The organism is Pseudomonas sp. B1(2018) (genome assembly GCF_003097365.1).
GTDB classification, from domain to species: Bacteria; Pseudomonadota; Gammaproteobacteria; order Pseudomonadales; family Pseudomonadaceae; genus Aquipseudomonas; species Aquipseudomonas laurylsulfatiphila.
The window spans coordinates 21,072-34,008 of the sequence record NZ_PYUK01000030.1; the positions used below are offsets into that span (position 1 = coordinate 21,072).

Here is a 12,937-nt window from a genome sequence, read left to right on the forward strand (position 1 = left end):
CGCACGGGCTGATAGTCCGCCCACCCTCAGTGACCCGCCGACCATTCATCCACCAAGGTGTCGCCGGTGTCAGGATCGCCCGCTGCCTCTTGCAACGCGGCGCACTGGATCTGTGCTTCGGGCGCCCCATCACCGCTGCCTGGCGCCCGCTCCATGCGATACAGCCGGCCAATCAGGCTGACGGGCAGCCCGCTGACATCAATCATCCATTGCATGATCTGTTCGGCGACCGGCTGCCCCTGCATGGCCCGGTGCAACTCGGGCATGGCCACCAGCATGCCCGGATGGCACTGACGCAAAAATCGCTCAAGCCCCGCACCTTCTTCGATAAACGGCGAAAAAAGCAGACATACCAGCTGTGCCTCGCTCAGACCCAGGGTCTTTTGCGCCTCGGCCGCCGCGCGGGCACGCTGGTCGCCCAGTGTCGCCGGGTTGCCGAACAACTCGATGGCTTGCTCGCACAAACGCTCGGGCACGCGCTTGCGGCGCATCATCACCAGGGCGCGTTGCAGGTATTGCGCAACGCCTGATTGGTAATCGCGCCCCTGCACGAAGCTCGCCTGCAAGCCACGCACGTGCGCCGAGATTGACGCGCTGACGAATTCGTTGTCGCTGATCTGCGCGGACAGTTCGTCAGGCTGGAAGCCGAGAAATTCAGTCAGCAATGACCAGCGCTCCTCCAGGTTACTGACCAGCAGGTCGTGAATGTCGATGCAGGTGGCACGGCGACAGGTCTCAAAGCGCTCTTCAGGACGCCATCGGGCCTGGCCGCCATCGGTATAGAACGCCTGATAACAGTCGCTGCCCAGTTCATCGAGCAATACAAACAACCCCTCATGGCCAGCCTCGCCCACGTGCGAGGGCTTTAGCCCTGCCTTGGTGGCGGCACGCTTCAGGCCGTCGATGAACCGTTTCTGCTGACGCGGCGTGTCACTGACGAGCAAAGCGTCGACACCACCGTCCCAGCGGGCGATTTGCCCATAGAACTCTCCCGTGGCCAGATACCCGTCATCCCACAGGTCGAAACCGCCGCGCCACTCCCGGCGATGGCCGATCAGCAGCAGGTTCAGGCGGCTGGACTCGCGGCCGGCGTCGGAGATCGGCGTCAGGTGATCGAACGGCAGGATTTCCCGGTCGTCGACCATCAGCACCTCGACCCGCGGATCGTCATAGACAAACAGTGCGCTGTTGGTCCGGTGCATGTTTTGCTCGGCCGCCCGGCTTGTCCCGTTCAACCGCAACGAGGCGATGCGCAACTGGAATGTCGTCGGGGACCGAGTGGCAATGGTCAATTGCGCCGCGCGTAACAGCGCCAGGCTGTAGCAGTTGTCGCGGGCCCCGGACTGGACCACCAACACCTTGAAATCACCCATACGCTCCATGCCCCCTGCCGCCACTGCCAGACGCTGAATCAACAACTGCATTGCAGTGCGTTCGGCACGGGAGAAGAAACCCAGCAATCGCTGCAGCACTTGTTGATAGACATAGTTCATCGCTTGGTCATGGATGCTGGTCATCTTTATTTACCTGGTACTCGTAAGTTCAATTTCGCGCAAACAGCACATTCCGCTGGACTGTCTGCACGAATGGAGTCATCGACTTTATTGCCAAATGCTAGCAATTGAATTTTATGGAAATCATTTGAAACGATCGTAACAACCCTTCTGAGGCGCGCCGAAGACAAGGCTGTAGCGCCCAGCTGGCAAGGGTTTTTTTGATTGGAGACGAAGTCCTAGGAAACGTCCGACACAGTCCCACAGACACTTAACACAAGAAATAAGGAAAGAAGTTGTTGCTGTCTTTTGGGCAACTACACAACAACTAACTAAATCGAAGGCATGCACCGAGAGCGCACATTGAAAAGTTTTAGCCTGACACCCAGCCATGACTCATTCCTTGAGATGAAAGTAATCATTCAATTATCAGGGCTTAGTGGCTGATTAGAAGCTACAGATTACGGGCAAAAACCAGTTCAGTTGCTGGACCGGTCTGCGGATCGACGGTTTTTTTTGCTCTTCTCTCTTCTGTAGGAGCAGCCGGTCGACGCTCGATTGCTCGCGATGGAGGTCAACGATGCTGCGGGGAGCCTGACACCCCGCGGTGCTCTCAGGTTTTTCGTCGGAACGCCGCCCGGAGCAAGCTCGCTTCTGCAGAGCCCGCCGCCATCCATGCCGGGTTGCCCAATGCTCAGAACCTGCGCTCGACCTCGTTGTTTGGTGGTGCACGCATTCCCCTGGAGCTGCCGAAGGCTGCGATCTTTTGATCTTGCTTTTGCGATCTGGAGATTGCTGAAGATCAAAAGATCGCAGCCTTCGGCAGCTCCTACAGATATTTTTTTATCTGTGTTCCCCGGGATTCCGTGAAGAACCTTTTTTTGGGGGGGGCACAAACGAAAGAGTCCGTGTGGGCACGGACTCTTGGGGGGGGCTTTTGCGTCGGCGCTTGGGGCTAAGTGCTACGCCGGTTCGACCTGCAGGGCGACCCGCTCGCGGCAAGGGCATTCGTCCATGTAGCGGTGTGCCTCGACCACCTCGGCAAACGGGAAGACCCGAGTCTTGAGCGGCAGCAGCACGCGGTCAGCGGTCAACTGGTTGATGTCGCGCAAGGCACGTTGCAGTGCGACCTGGTCCTGGATGATGCCCAGTTCCGGCTTGCCGGTGAAGTTGCCGATGCAGTGCACGAAGAACTGAATGTTCTTCTGGAACGCCGCGCAGGCCGGGAATGGCGTCTGGTTGCCACCTTGCAGGCCGTACAGCACCAGGCTGCCGCGAGGCGCCAGCACATCGCCCAGCAAGGACATCTGAGGACCGCCCAAGCCATCGAAGACCACGTCCACACCGCGGTTATCGGTGATCTTGTTGATCCGTATCAGCAGATCTTCTTCCTCGGTAACGATGACTTTTTCGGCGCCCAGCGACAACAGATACTCACGCTCTTCTGCTGACTTGGTTGCCGCAATCACTCGCACACCCAAGGCCTTGCCCAGTTGTACGAACGAAGGTCCGGCGCAATGGCTGGCGTCGGTCACCAGGGCGAATTGCCCGGGTTTGACCCGTGCCAGGTCGGCATAAGCAAAATAGGCGACCAACAGCGGCGTGTAATGCACGCTGGCCTCGATCGGGCTCAGCACGTCCGGGTAACGGGTCAGCGACGAGCGCGGCAGGACAATCAGTTCTCCGTAGACCGGATAGTCGTTCGGGCTTTGGGCCGGGAAACTGGCGACCTTGTCACCGATCGCCAGGTCATCCACCCCCTCACCCACAGCCGTGACGATACCGGCCATTTCCTGGCCGAGGCCGGAAGGCAGATGGGCGCGGGATGACGCCAGGTTCTGGCGCCAGAGAGTGTCGTACCAACTGATGCCAATGGCCTCGACGCGCACCTGCACTTCGCCCGGTGCAGGCAGAGCCGCCGCATGCTCTTCGCATTTGAGCACCTCGGCTGGACCAAACTTGTGAAAACGGATCGTGCGGGACATCGCAAACCTCGCCAAATGAACCTCTAATGCCTTGAACTCTAGCTGGGCTTTCAACCCAACACTATCAGTGGGTATTAATAGTCGACATGCCTGTCATTGATTCCGCAGGGGCGGCGACATTGTGAAATGCCGCAAGAAACCGAAGCCACCTTTTCAGGAAATCTGAATTACCCGGTGCAGAGTACCAGCCTTTCCCCGTAATATTCCTGCTGGCCATTGTTCTCATATGGCCGCCCACGTCAAGTTTGCTGACTCTGCCAGGACTCCAGATGAATCGTAATGACCTGCGTCGTGTCGACCTGAACCTGTTGATCGTTTTTGAAACATTGATGCACGAACGCAGCGTGACCCGTGCTGCGGAAAAACTCTTCCTCGGCCAGCCGGCCATCAGTGCGGCACTCTCACGCCTGCGCGGGTTGTTTGATGACCCTCTGTTTGTGCGTACCGGCCGCAGCATGGAGCCGTCCGCCCGGGCGATCGAGATCTTCGCCCTGCTCTCGCCGGCACTGGATTCGATTTCCACCGCGGTCAGCCGTGCGGCCGAGTTCGATCCTGCCACAAGTACCGCCGTGTTCCGCATCGGCCTTTCGGACGACGTCGAATTCGCCTTGCTGCCCATGCTGCTCAAGCGCCTGCGCGCCGAATCGCCGGGGATCGTGCTGGTGGTGCGTCGGGTCAACTACATCCTGATGCCGGGGTTGCTGGCCTCCGGCGAGATCTCCATCGGCGTCAGCTACACCACCGACCTGCCGGCCAACGCCAAGCGCAAGGTACTGCGCCGCAGCCAGCCCAAGCTGTTGCGCGCCGACACCGTGCCGGGGCCATTGAGCCTGGATGATTACTGCGCGCGCCCCCATGCACTGGTGTCGTTCGCCGGCGACCTCAGCGGCTTCATAGATGAAGAACTGGAAAAGCTCGGGCGCAAACGTCATGTGGTGCTCGCGGTGCCGCAGTTCAATGGCTTGAGCACCTTGCTGGCCGGTACCGACATCGTCGCAACCGTGCCGGACTACACGGCCGATGCGCTGACGGCCGCGGGAGGTGTGCGCGCGGAAGATCCGCCGTTGCCGGTGCGCAGCTTTGAACTGCACATGGCGTGGCGCGGGTCGCAGGACAATGATCCGGGGGAGCGCTGGTTACGGTCGCGGATTCAGATGTTCTTCGGGGATCCGGATAGTCTTTAAAGCACCTAAGCGTCCATGAGCCTCGAGTTGCAGGCGAGCAGTGGCGTTAGCGCAGCAGGCCGATGTTCTCGTCGATTCGGCCTTGAATGGTATCCAGGGTGTCCTGGGTGATCGCGCCTGGGTACATGTTCTCGGCGATGGCCGCAAACTGGCTGGCGACGCGGCAACACCTGTCAATGATGCCGCCAGCAGTCTCCACTGAGACCTCTGCTTCGTCTGCAAGTCTGAGCATTGCATCCCGGCCAATCTCCAAGGCCTCGCCCATCACGTCCATCTGGTGATAACCGCCCGGTCCCTCGCAGAAAGTCACGTCGTAGGCTGGCGCCAGCTGCCATGCACCGGACGGCGACATGACGTAGGCGAAGTTTTTGGGGTGGTCGTCCCGGTTGTTGAACGCCACATTGAAGACGGCACGCTCGAAGGCGATAGCTTTCTCTCGCACATCGTTGGTGCACATATGTGTCGCACGCAAGAAGTTGACATAGTCCAGGGCCCCCGGTGACTTGTAGTCGGCCCCGGTAAAGGCTGCAAGGCTTTGCATGGGTACGCGCTGACCGTCTATACGATCAAAGCGTTTACTCGCGAAGGCTGCCAGCCCGTTGGGCAGACTGAAGTGCTGGGTGTCCGGGGTCTGGATGCCGCACAGGCGCAAGCACTCGGCATAGACCATTTCGATAGCGCACACCTCGGGATGCTCTTCTTTTGCCGGGAACTTGATCAGCCAGGCTTCAAAGCCTGGCCTGGCGGCAGTGGTAAAGGCTGCAGATTGAGGGTCACGATAGACCAACGCCTTTGGCCTGGCGCCTTGGGGCGAGCCCCCCACCAGCAGCAACGTCTGCAGGAATTCCCCACCTTCACCACTTAGAACTTCCCGAATCTCAACCGCAAGCAGCTCGAGGGGGATATGCGCTTGCGGCTCCTGCCCCTCGGGCACCACAGGCTCGAACGACATTGCCCCCATGGCATTGTTGCCAATATAGGCCAGCCGCTCCAGAGGTCCTATGCGTGCTGTGTTGCGGCCATGGCGCCTGAACAACCGGTCCATCAGCAGCATGCCCCAACCATCAGGCAACGCGTCATAGACAGGCCCTGGCAGGCCCAGATGGTGGGACGGAAAGCCTCGACGCAACTGGGGCCCCTCCAATGGAAGTGTGTAGGACGACAGCTCCAGACCTCTACTCTTCGCTTCATTGCTGTACTCAAACACAATCTGTGGGCGACCGGTGATGGCGGTCGTAGACACAAGCGTGCCCCACAGCCAACGTTCACCCCAACCCTCGTAGTAGACGTCAACCTGCTCAAGCATTGTCGGACTTCCTCTTGGCACGATGACGATTGACACTGTTTTCGTATCGGCGAATGTCTTCAAGGCTGTCCAGCTTTGGCAAGAACAGTCCTTCGAGCTCCTTGGTTCGTCCAAGGACCATAGCCACACGGACCACATTCTCGAACCCGACATTGCGCCCGGCTTCGAGGTTGGACACGGTATTGGTCCCGATACCGGCGCGACCGGCTACATCGGCTTGCGTCATCTGCAAAGCCAGCCGTTCCGTGCGCAGGCGATCGCAGAGTCGTTTGACGACCTCACTCGGTTTACTGAAGCTTAAGTCCAACATAACGTGCCTTCCGTCGCCATACACCGCTTAATACACAACATTATAGAATTAACTGCAATCCAGTTCAAAACGCATAATTCCCTGTATTTGTGTTTTATTCAGGAAATGTCTGCCTTATCCACAATTTACTGGAATTAAAACTGTTTGTGGGAGGATTCACTCTGCTGGTAGCACCTTTCCGGCCTCAGGCCTGAATGAAAACGAGCGCACCGACGTCGAACCGGGGAAGATCAGCAAAAGAATTTCGTATACCCTAGCGCTATCTCACTCCAAATGACCGCCGCCGTGAACCTGACCAAACTCAACGCACCCGACCTTGGTAACACGCCTTCGACTTCGGAAATCATCACCCGCCATCTGCGGGATGCGATTGTCGCCGGGCATTTTGCCGAGGATGAGCCGATCCGCCAGGACGACATCGCCCGCCAGTTCAATGTCAGCAAGATCCCGGTGCGCGAAGCCCTCAAGCGGCTGGAGGCCGAAGGGTTGGTGATGTTCCAGCGCAATCGCGGGGCGATGGTCACGCGGGTTTCCGATGCGGAGCTGGCGCAGATGTTCGAAGTGCGGATGTTGCTGGAGGACAAGATTCTGCGCCTGGCCATTCCGAACATGACCGAAGAGACCTTCGCCCGTGCCGAGCGCATCTGTCAGGAGTTCATCGGCGAGGACGACGTGGGGCGCTGGGCCGAGCTCAACTGGGAGCTGCATTCCTGCCTGTACGAGCCTGCGCAGCGACCGTTTCTGGTGAGTCTGATCCGTTCGGTCAACGACAAGCTGGAGCGTTATCTACGCATGCAGATGAGCTTGTCGGCCGGTAAGGAACGGGCCGATCACGAACATCGCGAGATCCTGGCGGCCTGCCGCGCCGGGGATGTGGACCTGGCGGTGAAACTTCTGGACGAGCACATTGCCGGCGTCTGCACGACCCTGTTCGAGCACCTGCCCCACAGCCACTGACAGCGACGGATGCTGTGCCGATTTCGTCATCGACACAGACTAAATCCATCAAGCCGCCACCTCGCCGCACGGGCCACTCTTGCGTTCACTCAACCGAATGGACGTGGCCCTCCCATGAAACGCATCTCTGTGATCGACTCCCACACCGGCGGCGAACCGACCCGCCTGGTGACCGCCGGCTTTCCTGACCTGGGCTCCGGCAGCATGGCCGAACGGCGCCAGGTATTAGCCGAACAGCATGATCAATGGCGCGCCGCCTGTATGCTGGAACCACGGGGCAGTGACGTACTGGTGGGCGCCCTGCTCTGCGCGCCGGTGGACCCTGGTGCCTGTGCCGGGGTGATTTTCTTCAACAACACCGGTTATCTGGGCATGTGCGGCCACGGCACCATCGGCCTGGTGGCGTCGTTGGCGCACCTGGGCAAGATCGGCCCCGGCGTGCACAGCATCGAAACGCCGGTGGGCACGGTGCAGGCGACCCTGCACGAAGACCATTCGGTGAGTGTGCGCAACGTGGCGGCCTACCGTTATCGCAAGGCGCTGGCGGTGCAGGTGCCGGGCATCGGCCAAGTGGTCGGTGATATCGCTTGGGGCGGCAACTGGTTTTTCCTGGTCGCCGAGCACGGCCTGCGGGTGGCCGGCGACAACCTCGAAGCGCTGACCGCTTACACCTTCGCCGTGCAGCAGGCACTGGAAGCCCAAGGCATTCGCGGTGAAGACGGCGGCTTGATCGATCACGTCGAGTTGTTCGCCGACGACGATCACGCTGACAGCCGCAACTTCGTGCTCTGCCCCGGCAAAGCCTACGACCGTTCGCCCTGCGGCACCGGCACCAGTGCCAAACTGGCGTGCCTGGCGGCCGACGACAAGTTGCAACCGGGGCAGATCTGGCGCCAGGCCAGCGTCATCGGCAGCGAGTTCGAGGGTTCCTACGAACTGCAGGGTGAGCGCATCGTGCCGACCATTCGTGGGCGCGCGTTCATCAGTGCCGAGGCAAGCCTGATCATCGAACAGGACGACCCGTTCGCCTGGGGCATTCGTCCATGAACGAGGGCCAGGTGGCCGATGTGATCGTGATCGGCGCCGGCATTATCGGCGCCGCCTGTGCCCAGGCGCTGGCCCGTCGCGGCTTGCAGGTGCTGGTGTTGGACGCCGGACTGCACGGGGCCACGGCCGCCGGCATGGGCCACTTGCTGGTACTCGACGACAACCCCGCCGAACTGGCCCTGAGTCAATATTCGTTGCAGCGCTGGCGCGAACTGGGCGCGGACCTGCCCGACAGCTGTGCCTACCGCTGCAACGGCACGCTGTGGCTGGCGGCCAATGCCGAAGAAATGGCGGTGGCCTACAGCAAATTCTTGAACCTGCAAGCCCAGGGCGTGGCTTGCGAATTGATCGGCGCCAATGCCCTGCGCCAGCGCGAACCGGAACTGCGCGAAGGACTGGAAGGCGGCTTGCTGATCAATGGCGACGGCATTCTATACGCCCCGGCGACGGCCGGATGGATGCTCGAAACACCGAACATCCGCCAGCGCCGGGCACGGGTCAGTGCGGTCGACGGCCACCGCGTCTGCCTCGATGATGGTCACTGGTTGAGTGCCGATGCCGTGGTGCTGGCCAACGGTATTCAAGCCAACGAGCTGTGCCCGGAATTGCCCATCGAGCCGAAAAAAGGCCACTTGCTGATCACTGACCGCTACCCCGGCAGCGTCACCCATACCCTGGTGGAACTGGGTTACGTCACCAGTGCCCACAATGCCACGGGGCCGTCGACCGCCTGCAATATCCAGCCGCGCCCCACCGGGCAACTGTTCATCGGCGCCTCGCGGCAATTCGGCACCACCGACCCGCAGGTCGAAAGCTGGATGCTCGCGAAGATGCTCAAGCGTGCCGCCGAGTACATGCCGGGGCTGGCCCGGCTCAATGGCATCCGTGCCTGGACCGGTTTCCGCGCCGCCAGCCCCGACGGCTTGCCGCTTGTGGGTCAACATCCACAACATCAAGGCTTGTGGCTGGCAGTCGGTCACGAAGGACTGGGCGTAACCACCGCCCCCGGCACCGCCGATTTACTGGTGGCCCAACTGTTCAACGAAACCCCGCCACTGGCCGCACAACCTTATCTGCCCCAGCGTTTTCTCGGAGAACAGGTCCATGCCTGAATTGTTGCTGGACGGCCACGCCCTGAAAGTCGCCGAAGGCACCAGCGTCGCCGCGGCCCTGGCGTTGGCCAGTGACGGCTGCACGCGTACCTCGGTCAGCGGTCAGCGCCGTGCGCCGCTGTGCGGCATGGGCATTTGCCAGGAATGCCGGGTGACCATCGATGGCCGGCGTCGCCTGGCTTGCCAGACCCTGTGCCGTGACGGCATGCAGGTGGAGACTCGCCCATGAATGAATACGCTGATCTGTTGATCATTGGCGCGGGCCCTGCCGGGATGAGCGCCGCCCTTGCCGCCGCCCCCAGCGGCGCGCGCATTGTCATGCTCGACGACAACCCGCTGCCGGGCGGGCAAATCTGGCGCGACGGACCTCAAGCCAATGTGCCCGGTCAGGCCCGGCGCCTGCGCGAGCGTCTGGCGTCGTGCAACAACATCCGCCATCACGCCGGTACTCGGGTGATCGCTGCCCCCGGCGCGAAACAACTGCTGGTGGAAAATGACGCCCATGGCTGGTTGATCAGCTACGACAAACTGATTCTGTGCACCGGCGCCCGTGAATTACTGCTGCCCTTCCCCGGCTGGACCCTGCCGGGTGTCACCGGTGCGGGTGGTTTGCAGGCGTTGATAAAGGCGGGTTTGCCAGTGCAGAACGAGCGCGTGGTGATTGCCGGCAGCGGCCCGCTGTTACTGGCCAGTGCCGCCACCGCCAAACAGCATGGCGCGCAAGTGCAACGCATCGCCGAACAAGCCAGCCGCAGCGCCCTCGCCGGTTTCGCCGCGCAACTGCCGCGCTGGCCCGGTAAATGGCTGCAATCGTTCAGCCTGTTCGACCACCGCTACCGCACCGCCACCCACGTATTGGCGGCGCTTGGCACCGACCGAGTCGAAGGCGTGCGCCTGCAACAACAAGGCAACATCGTTGAGTTGGAATGTGATCGGCTGGCCTGTGGATTCGGGTTGATTCCGAACATCCAGTTGGGTCAGGCACTGGGTTGCGCCATCGAAGATCAAGCCATCGCGGTGGATGCCTGGCAGGCCAGCAATCGCGCCGATCATTATGCGGCGGGCGAATGCACAGGGTTCGGCGGCAGTGAGCTGGCCTTGGTGGAAGGTGCGATTGCCGGCCACGCGGCGGTCGGCAATCTGCAAGCCGCCAGGCAATTGTGGCCGCGCCGGGCGCGCTGGCAGGGTTTTGCCAAGGCGCTGAACAGCGCGTTCGCCCTCGACCCGCGACTCAAGTCCCTGGCCCAACCCGACACCCTGGTTTGCCGCTGCGAAGACGTGCCCTACGCGGCATTGACCGGTCACTCTGACTGGCGCGAAGCCAAACTCGCCAGTCGCTGCGGCATGGGCGCCTGCCAGGGCCGGGTGTGTGGCGGCGCAGTACAGCATTTGTTTGGTTGGCAGCCCTCGGCACCGCGCCCACCCTTCAGCCCGGCGCGGATCGAAACCTTGATGTCCCTGGACGATACCCCGCCAGCGTGATGACCGTGCCGGGGGTTTCGGCCACGCTGCCGAGTCTCTATGATCCCGGGGGTCACCCTCAGACCCCCGGCGCCATGTATCCATCGCTCACCACCTTCACACCTTGCGATCTGCCGACGCTGCTGAACAGCCTTCAGCCCATCGCACCGTTGCTCGATACCTTGTCGGACGTGGTGTTTTTCATCAAGGACTGCGAGGCCCGCTACGCCTTCGTCAACCAGACCCTGGCCCGGCGTTGTGGTTTCAGACACAGGGACGAGCTGCTGGGGCGCACCGCCGAAATGGTTTTCCCGGAACGCTTCGGTCCGCTGTACACCGAACAGGATCGGCGCGTGCTGTCCAGTGGTCGCGAACTGGCCGATCAGCTGGAGTTGCATTTGTATTATGGCAATCAGCCGATCTGGTGCCTGACCCACAAACTCGCGTTGAAGGATGAACAGGGTCGGATCGTGGGCCTGGCCGGTATCTCCCGCGACCTGCAATCGCCGCAGTCGAACCATCCGGCGTACCAGAAACTCGCCGCCGTGGATGCCCATATCCGCCGCCACTTCGCCCGCTCCATCAGCCTCGCCGAACTGACTGCGATCGCTGGCTATTCCGTGGCGCAATTGGAGCGACACTGCAAACGGGTGTTCCAGCTCACCCCACGGCAAATGATTCACAAGGCACGCCTGGAGGAAGGTTCGCGGTTGTTACTGCACACCGAGTTGCCGATCACCGAGATTGCCTTGCGCTGTGGTTACACCGACCACAGTGCCTTCAGCCGGCAGTTTCGGGCGCTGACCAGTTTGTCGCCGAGTCAGTATCGCGATAACCAGCGTTAGGCGGGTGATGAACAGTGTTCTTCCGGGCCTCATCGCGAGCAAGCTCGCTCCCACAGGGAATCGCATTTACCTTGCGCACGCGGTCAATTGTGGGAGCGAGCTTGCTCCCGATGAGGCCCGCCCATCCACCACAAAACCTGCAATGAACCGATAAGCAGGCACGCATCTCTCACCTGCAGGTGTTCCTTAAAGGGGCGCCCGCGCTACCGCTGCTCCCATATGTAACACCCGCCCCCGATACCTTGGCGTCACCGTGCGCCGGGTTGCAGCACTACAAAACCTCTACGCCAAGGCCTGACAACTAATTCACCCCTCGGACTGGAAATAGGCACGTTGATTGCTATTGTTAATATCGTATACGAAATCCCCAATACGATATTCAACAGCACTTCACATCAACGAGGCCTCTATGAAAAACCCCGCATTTGCCGTAGCCCTCAGCGCTGTTCTCAGTACCTCCTTTATCGCCACTGCCCAGGCCGACAAGCTCGACGACATCATCGGTTCGGGCAAGCTGCGCTGCGCCGTGACCCTGGACTTCCCGCCCATGGGCTTTCGCGATGCCAGCAACTCGCCGGCCGGCTTCGATGTGGACTATTGCCGCGACCTGGCGAAGATCCTCGGGGTCGAGGCCGAAGTGGTGGAAACGCCGTTCCCGGATCGCATTCCGGCACTGGTCTCCGGGCGGGCTGACGTGATCGTCGCGTCCACCTCCGACACCCTCGAACGCGCCAAGACCGTCGGCCTCACCGTGCCCTACTTTGCCTTCCAGATGGTGGTGCTGACCCGCGACGACACCGGCATCAACGGCTTCGACGACCTCAAGGGCAAAGCAGTGGGCAACACCAGCGGCACCTATGAGGCCATCGCCCTGGAGAAAGACGTGAAGAACTGGGGCTCGGGCAGCTTCCGAGCCTACCAGTCGCAAAGCGATACCCTGCTGGCTGTCGCCCAAGGCCACATCGATGCCACCGTCGTCACCAACACCGTGGCCGCCGCCACCCTCAAGTCAGGCAAATACAAAAACCTGAAAGTCGCCGGTAACGCCCCTTACGTCATCGACTACGTGTCCCTCGGCGCCAAGCGCAGCGAGTACGGCCTGCTCAATTACCTCAACCTGTTCGTCAATCAACAGGTACGCACCGGTCGCTACAAGGAGCTGTTCGTTAAATGGGTCGGCACCGAGATCTCGCCGACCAACCTGACCGTGCCTCAGGTCTACTACTGAGATGTCCGG

At 61.1% G+C, this 12,937-nt stretch carries 12 protein-coding genes; 8 read left to right on the forward strand and 4 right to left on the reverse strand.

All coding sequences use genetic code 11. The annotated features are described in order from the left end of the window. Positions 1 to 26: 26 nt before the first annotated feature. Entirely contained in the window at positions 27 to 1,517 is a 1,491-nt protein-coding gene (locus tag C9422_RS30290) for a hypothetical protein (RefSeq protein ID WP_116583183.1), read from the reverse strand. Positions 1,518 to 2,455: 938 nt separating this feature from the next. Then, positions 2,456 to 3,478 (reverse strand): zinc-dependent alcohol dehydrogenase family protein, encoded by a 1,023-nt coding sequence (locus C9422_RS30300; protein ID WP_007970597.1) that lies wholly within the window; start codon positions 3,476 to 3,478, stop codon positions 2,456 to 2,458. Between the two features lie 269 nt (positions 3,479 to 3,747). Between C9422_RS30300 and C9422_RS30305 the strand changes: the two genes are divergently transcribed. Continuing rightward, positions 3,748 to 4,662, forward strand: a complete 915-nt coding sequence (locus C9422_RS30305; protein ID WP_053160139.1) for a LysR family transcriptional regulator — start codon at positions 3,748 to 3,750, stop codon at positions 4,660 to 4,662. A gap of 46 nt (positions 4,663 to 4,708) precedes the next feature. Here the strand turns inward: C9422_RS30305 and C9422_RS30310 are convergent, their stop codons facing one another. After that, positions 4,709 to 5,968 carry a type II toxin-antitoxin system HipA family toxin gene (locus C9422_RS30310; protein ID WP_116583185.1) on the reverse strand — a complete coding sequence of 420 codons (1,260 nt, stop codon included), beginning with the start codon at positions 5,966 to 5,968 and terminating at the stop codon, positions 4,709 to 4,711. Further along, positions 5,961 to 6,278, reverse strand: a complete 318-nt coding sequence (locus tag C9422_RS30315; RefSeq protein ID WP_116583186.1) for a helix-turn-helix domain-containing protein — start codon at positions 6,276 to 6,278, stop codon at positions 5,961 to 5,963. Before C9422_RS30315 ends, C9422_RS30310 begins: the two co-directional genes overlap by 8 nt. A 273-nt stretch (positions 6,279 to 6,551) precedes the next feature. Between C9422_RS30315 and C9422_RS30320 the strand changes: the two genes are divergently transcribed. From C9422_RS30320 to C9422_RS30350, 7 genes are all read left to right on the forward strand, one after another. Next, positions 6,552 to 7,235, forward strand: a complete 684-nt coding sequence (locus tag C9422_RS30320) for a GntR family transcriptional regulator (RefSeq protein WP_116583187.1) — start codon at positions 6,552 to 6,554, stop codon at positions 7,233 to 7,235. A 114-nt stretch (positions 7,236 to 7,349) separates the two neighbouring features. Further along, a complete protein-coding gene (locus tag C9422_RS30325; RefSeq protein WP_116583188.1) occupies positions 7,350 to 8,282 on the forward strand; it encodes a 4-hydroxyproline epimerase in 933 nt (310 codons plus the stop codon). Next, positions 8,279 to 9,394 carry an FAD-binding oxidoreductase gene (locus C9422_RS30330; RefSeq protein ID WP_116583189.1) on the forward strand — a complete coding sequence of 372 codons (1,116 nt, stop codon included), beginning with the start codon at positions 8,279 to 8,281 and terminating at the stop codon, positions 9,392 to 9,394. Before C9422_RS30325 ends, C9422_RS30330 begins: the two co-directional genes overlap by 4 nt. Further along, positions 9,387 to 9,623, forward strand: coding sequence for a 2Fe-2S iron-sulfur cluster-binding protein (locus C9422_RS30335; protein WP_007994312.1), 237 nt, complete (start codon positions 9,387 to 9,389; stop codon positions 9,621 to 9,623). The genes C9422_RS30330 and C9422_RS30335 overlap by 8 nt, the downstream gene beginning before the upstream one ends. Then, complete coding sequence (locus tag C9422_RS30340; RefSeq protein ID WP_116583190.1) at positions 9,620 to 10,876, forward strand: FAD/NAD(P)-binding oxidoreductase; 1,257 nt, start codon at positions 9,620 to 9,622, stop codon at positions 10,874 to 10,876. The genes C9422_RS30335 and C9422_RS30340 overlap by 4 nt, the downstream gene beginning before the upstream one ends. Before the next feature lie 74 nt (positions 10,877 to 10,950). Next, complete coding sequence (locus tag C9422_RS30345; RefSeq protein WP_116583198.1) at positions 10,951 to 11,700, forward strand: AraC family transcriptional regulator; 750 nt, start codon at positions 10,951 to 10,953, stop codon at positions 11,698 to 11,700. A 409-nt stretch (positions 11,701 to 12,109) separates the two neighbouring features. After that, the gene (locus C9422_RS30350) at positions 12,110 to 12,928 is read left to right on the forward strand and encodes a transporter substrate-binding domain-containing protein (protein ID WP_116583191.1); all 819 of its coding nucleotides are present in this window, start codon (positions 12,110 to 12,112) and stop codon (positions 12,926 to 12,928) included. The last annotated feature ends 9 nt before the right edge of the window (positions 12,929 to 12,937 follow it).

What these genes read in the sequence shown, in the direction of transcription:
- C9422_RS30305 (WP_053160139.1), top strand. Translation starts at nt 3,748, where the DNA reads ATGAATCGTAATGACCTGCGTCGTGTCGACCTGAACCTGTTGATCGTT.
- C9422_RS30300 (WP_007970597.1), bottom strand. Translation starts at nt 3,478, where the DNA reads ATGTCCCGCACGATCCGTTTTCACAAGTTTGGTCCAGCCGAGGTGCTC.
- C9422_RS30290 (WP_116583183.1), bottom strand. Translation starts at nt 1,517, where the DNA reads ATGACCAGCATCCATGACCAAGCGATGAACTATGTCTATCAACAAGTG.
- C9422_RS30325 (WP_116583188.1), top strand. Translation starts at nt 7,350, where the DNA reads ATGAAACGCATCTCTGTGATCGACTCCCACACCGGCGGCGAACCGACC.
- C9422_RS30330 (WP_116583189.1), top strand. Translation starts at nt 8,279, where the DNA reads ATGAACGAGGGCCAGGTGGCCGATGTGATCGTGATCGGCGCCGGCATT.
- C9422_RS30310 (WP_116583185.1), bottom strand. Translation starts at nt 5,968, where the DNA reads ATGCTTGAGCAGGTTGACGTCTACTACGAGGGTTGGGGTGAACGTTGG.
- C9422_RS30340 (WP_116583190.1), top strand. Translation starts at nt 9,620, where the DNA reads ATGAATGAATACGCTGATCTGTTGATCATTGGCGCGGGCCCTGCCGGG.
- C9422_RS30335 (WP_007994312.1), top strand. Translation starts at nt 9,387, where the DNA reads ATGCCTGAATTGTTGCTGGACGGCCACGCCCTGAAAGTCGCCGAAGGC.
- C9422_RS30320 (WP_116583187.1), top strand. Translation starts at nt 6,552, where the DNA reads ATGACCGCCGCCGTGAACCTGACCAAACTCAACGCACCCGACCTTGGT.
- C9422_RS30345 (WP_116583198.1), top strand. Translation starts at nt 10,951, where the DNA reads ATGTATCCATCGCTCACCACCTTCACACCTTGCGATCTGCCGACGCTG.
- C9422_RS30350 (WP_116583191.1), top strand. Translation starts at nt 12,110, where the DNA reads ATGAAAAACCCCGCATTTGCCGTAGCCCTCAGCGCTGTTCTCAGTACC.
- C9422_RS30315 (WP_116583186.1), bottom strand. Translation starts at nt 6,278, where the DNA reads ATGTTGGACTTAAGCTTCAGTAAACCGAGTGAGGTCGTCAAACGACTC.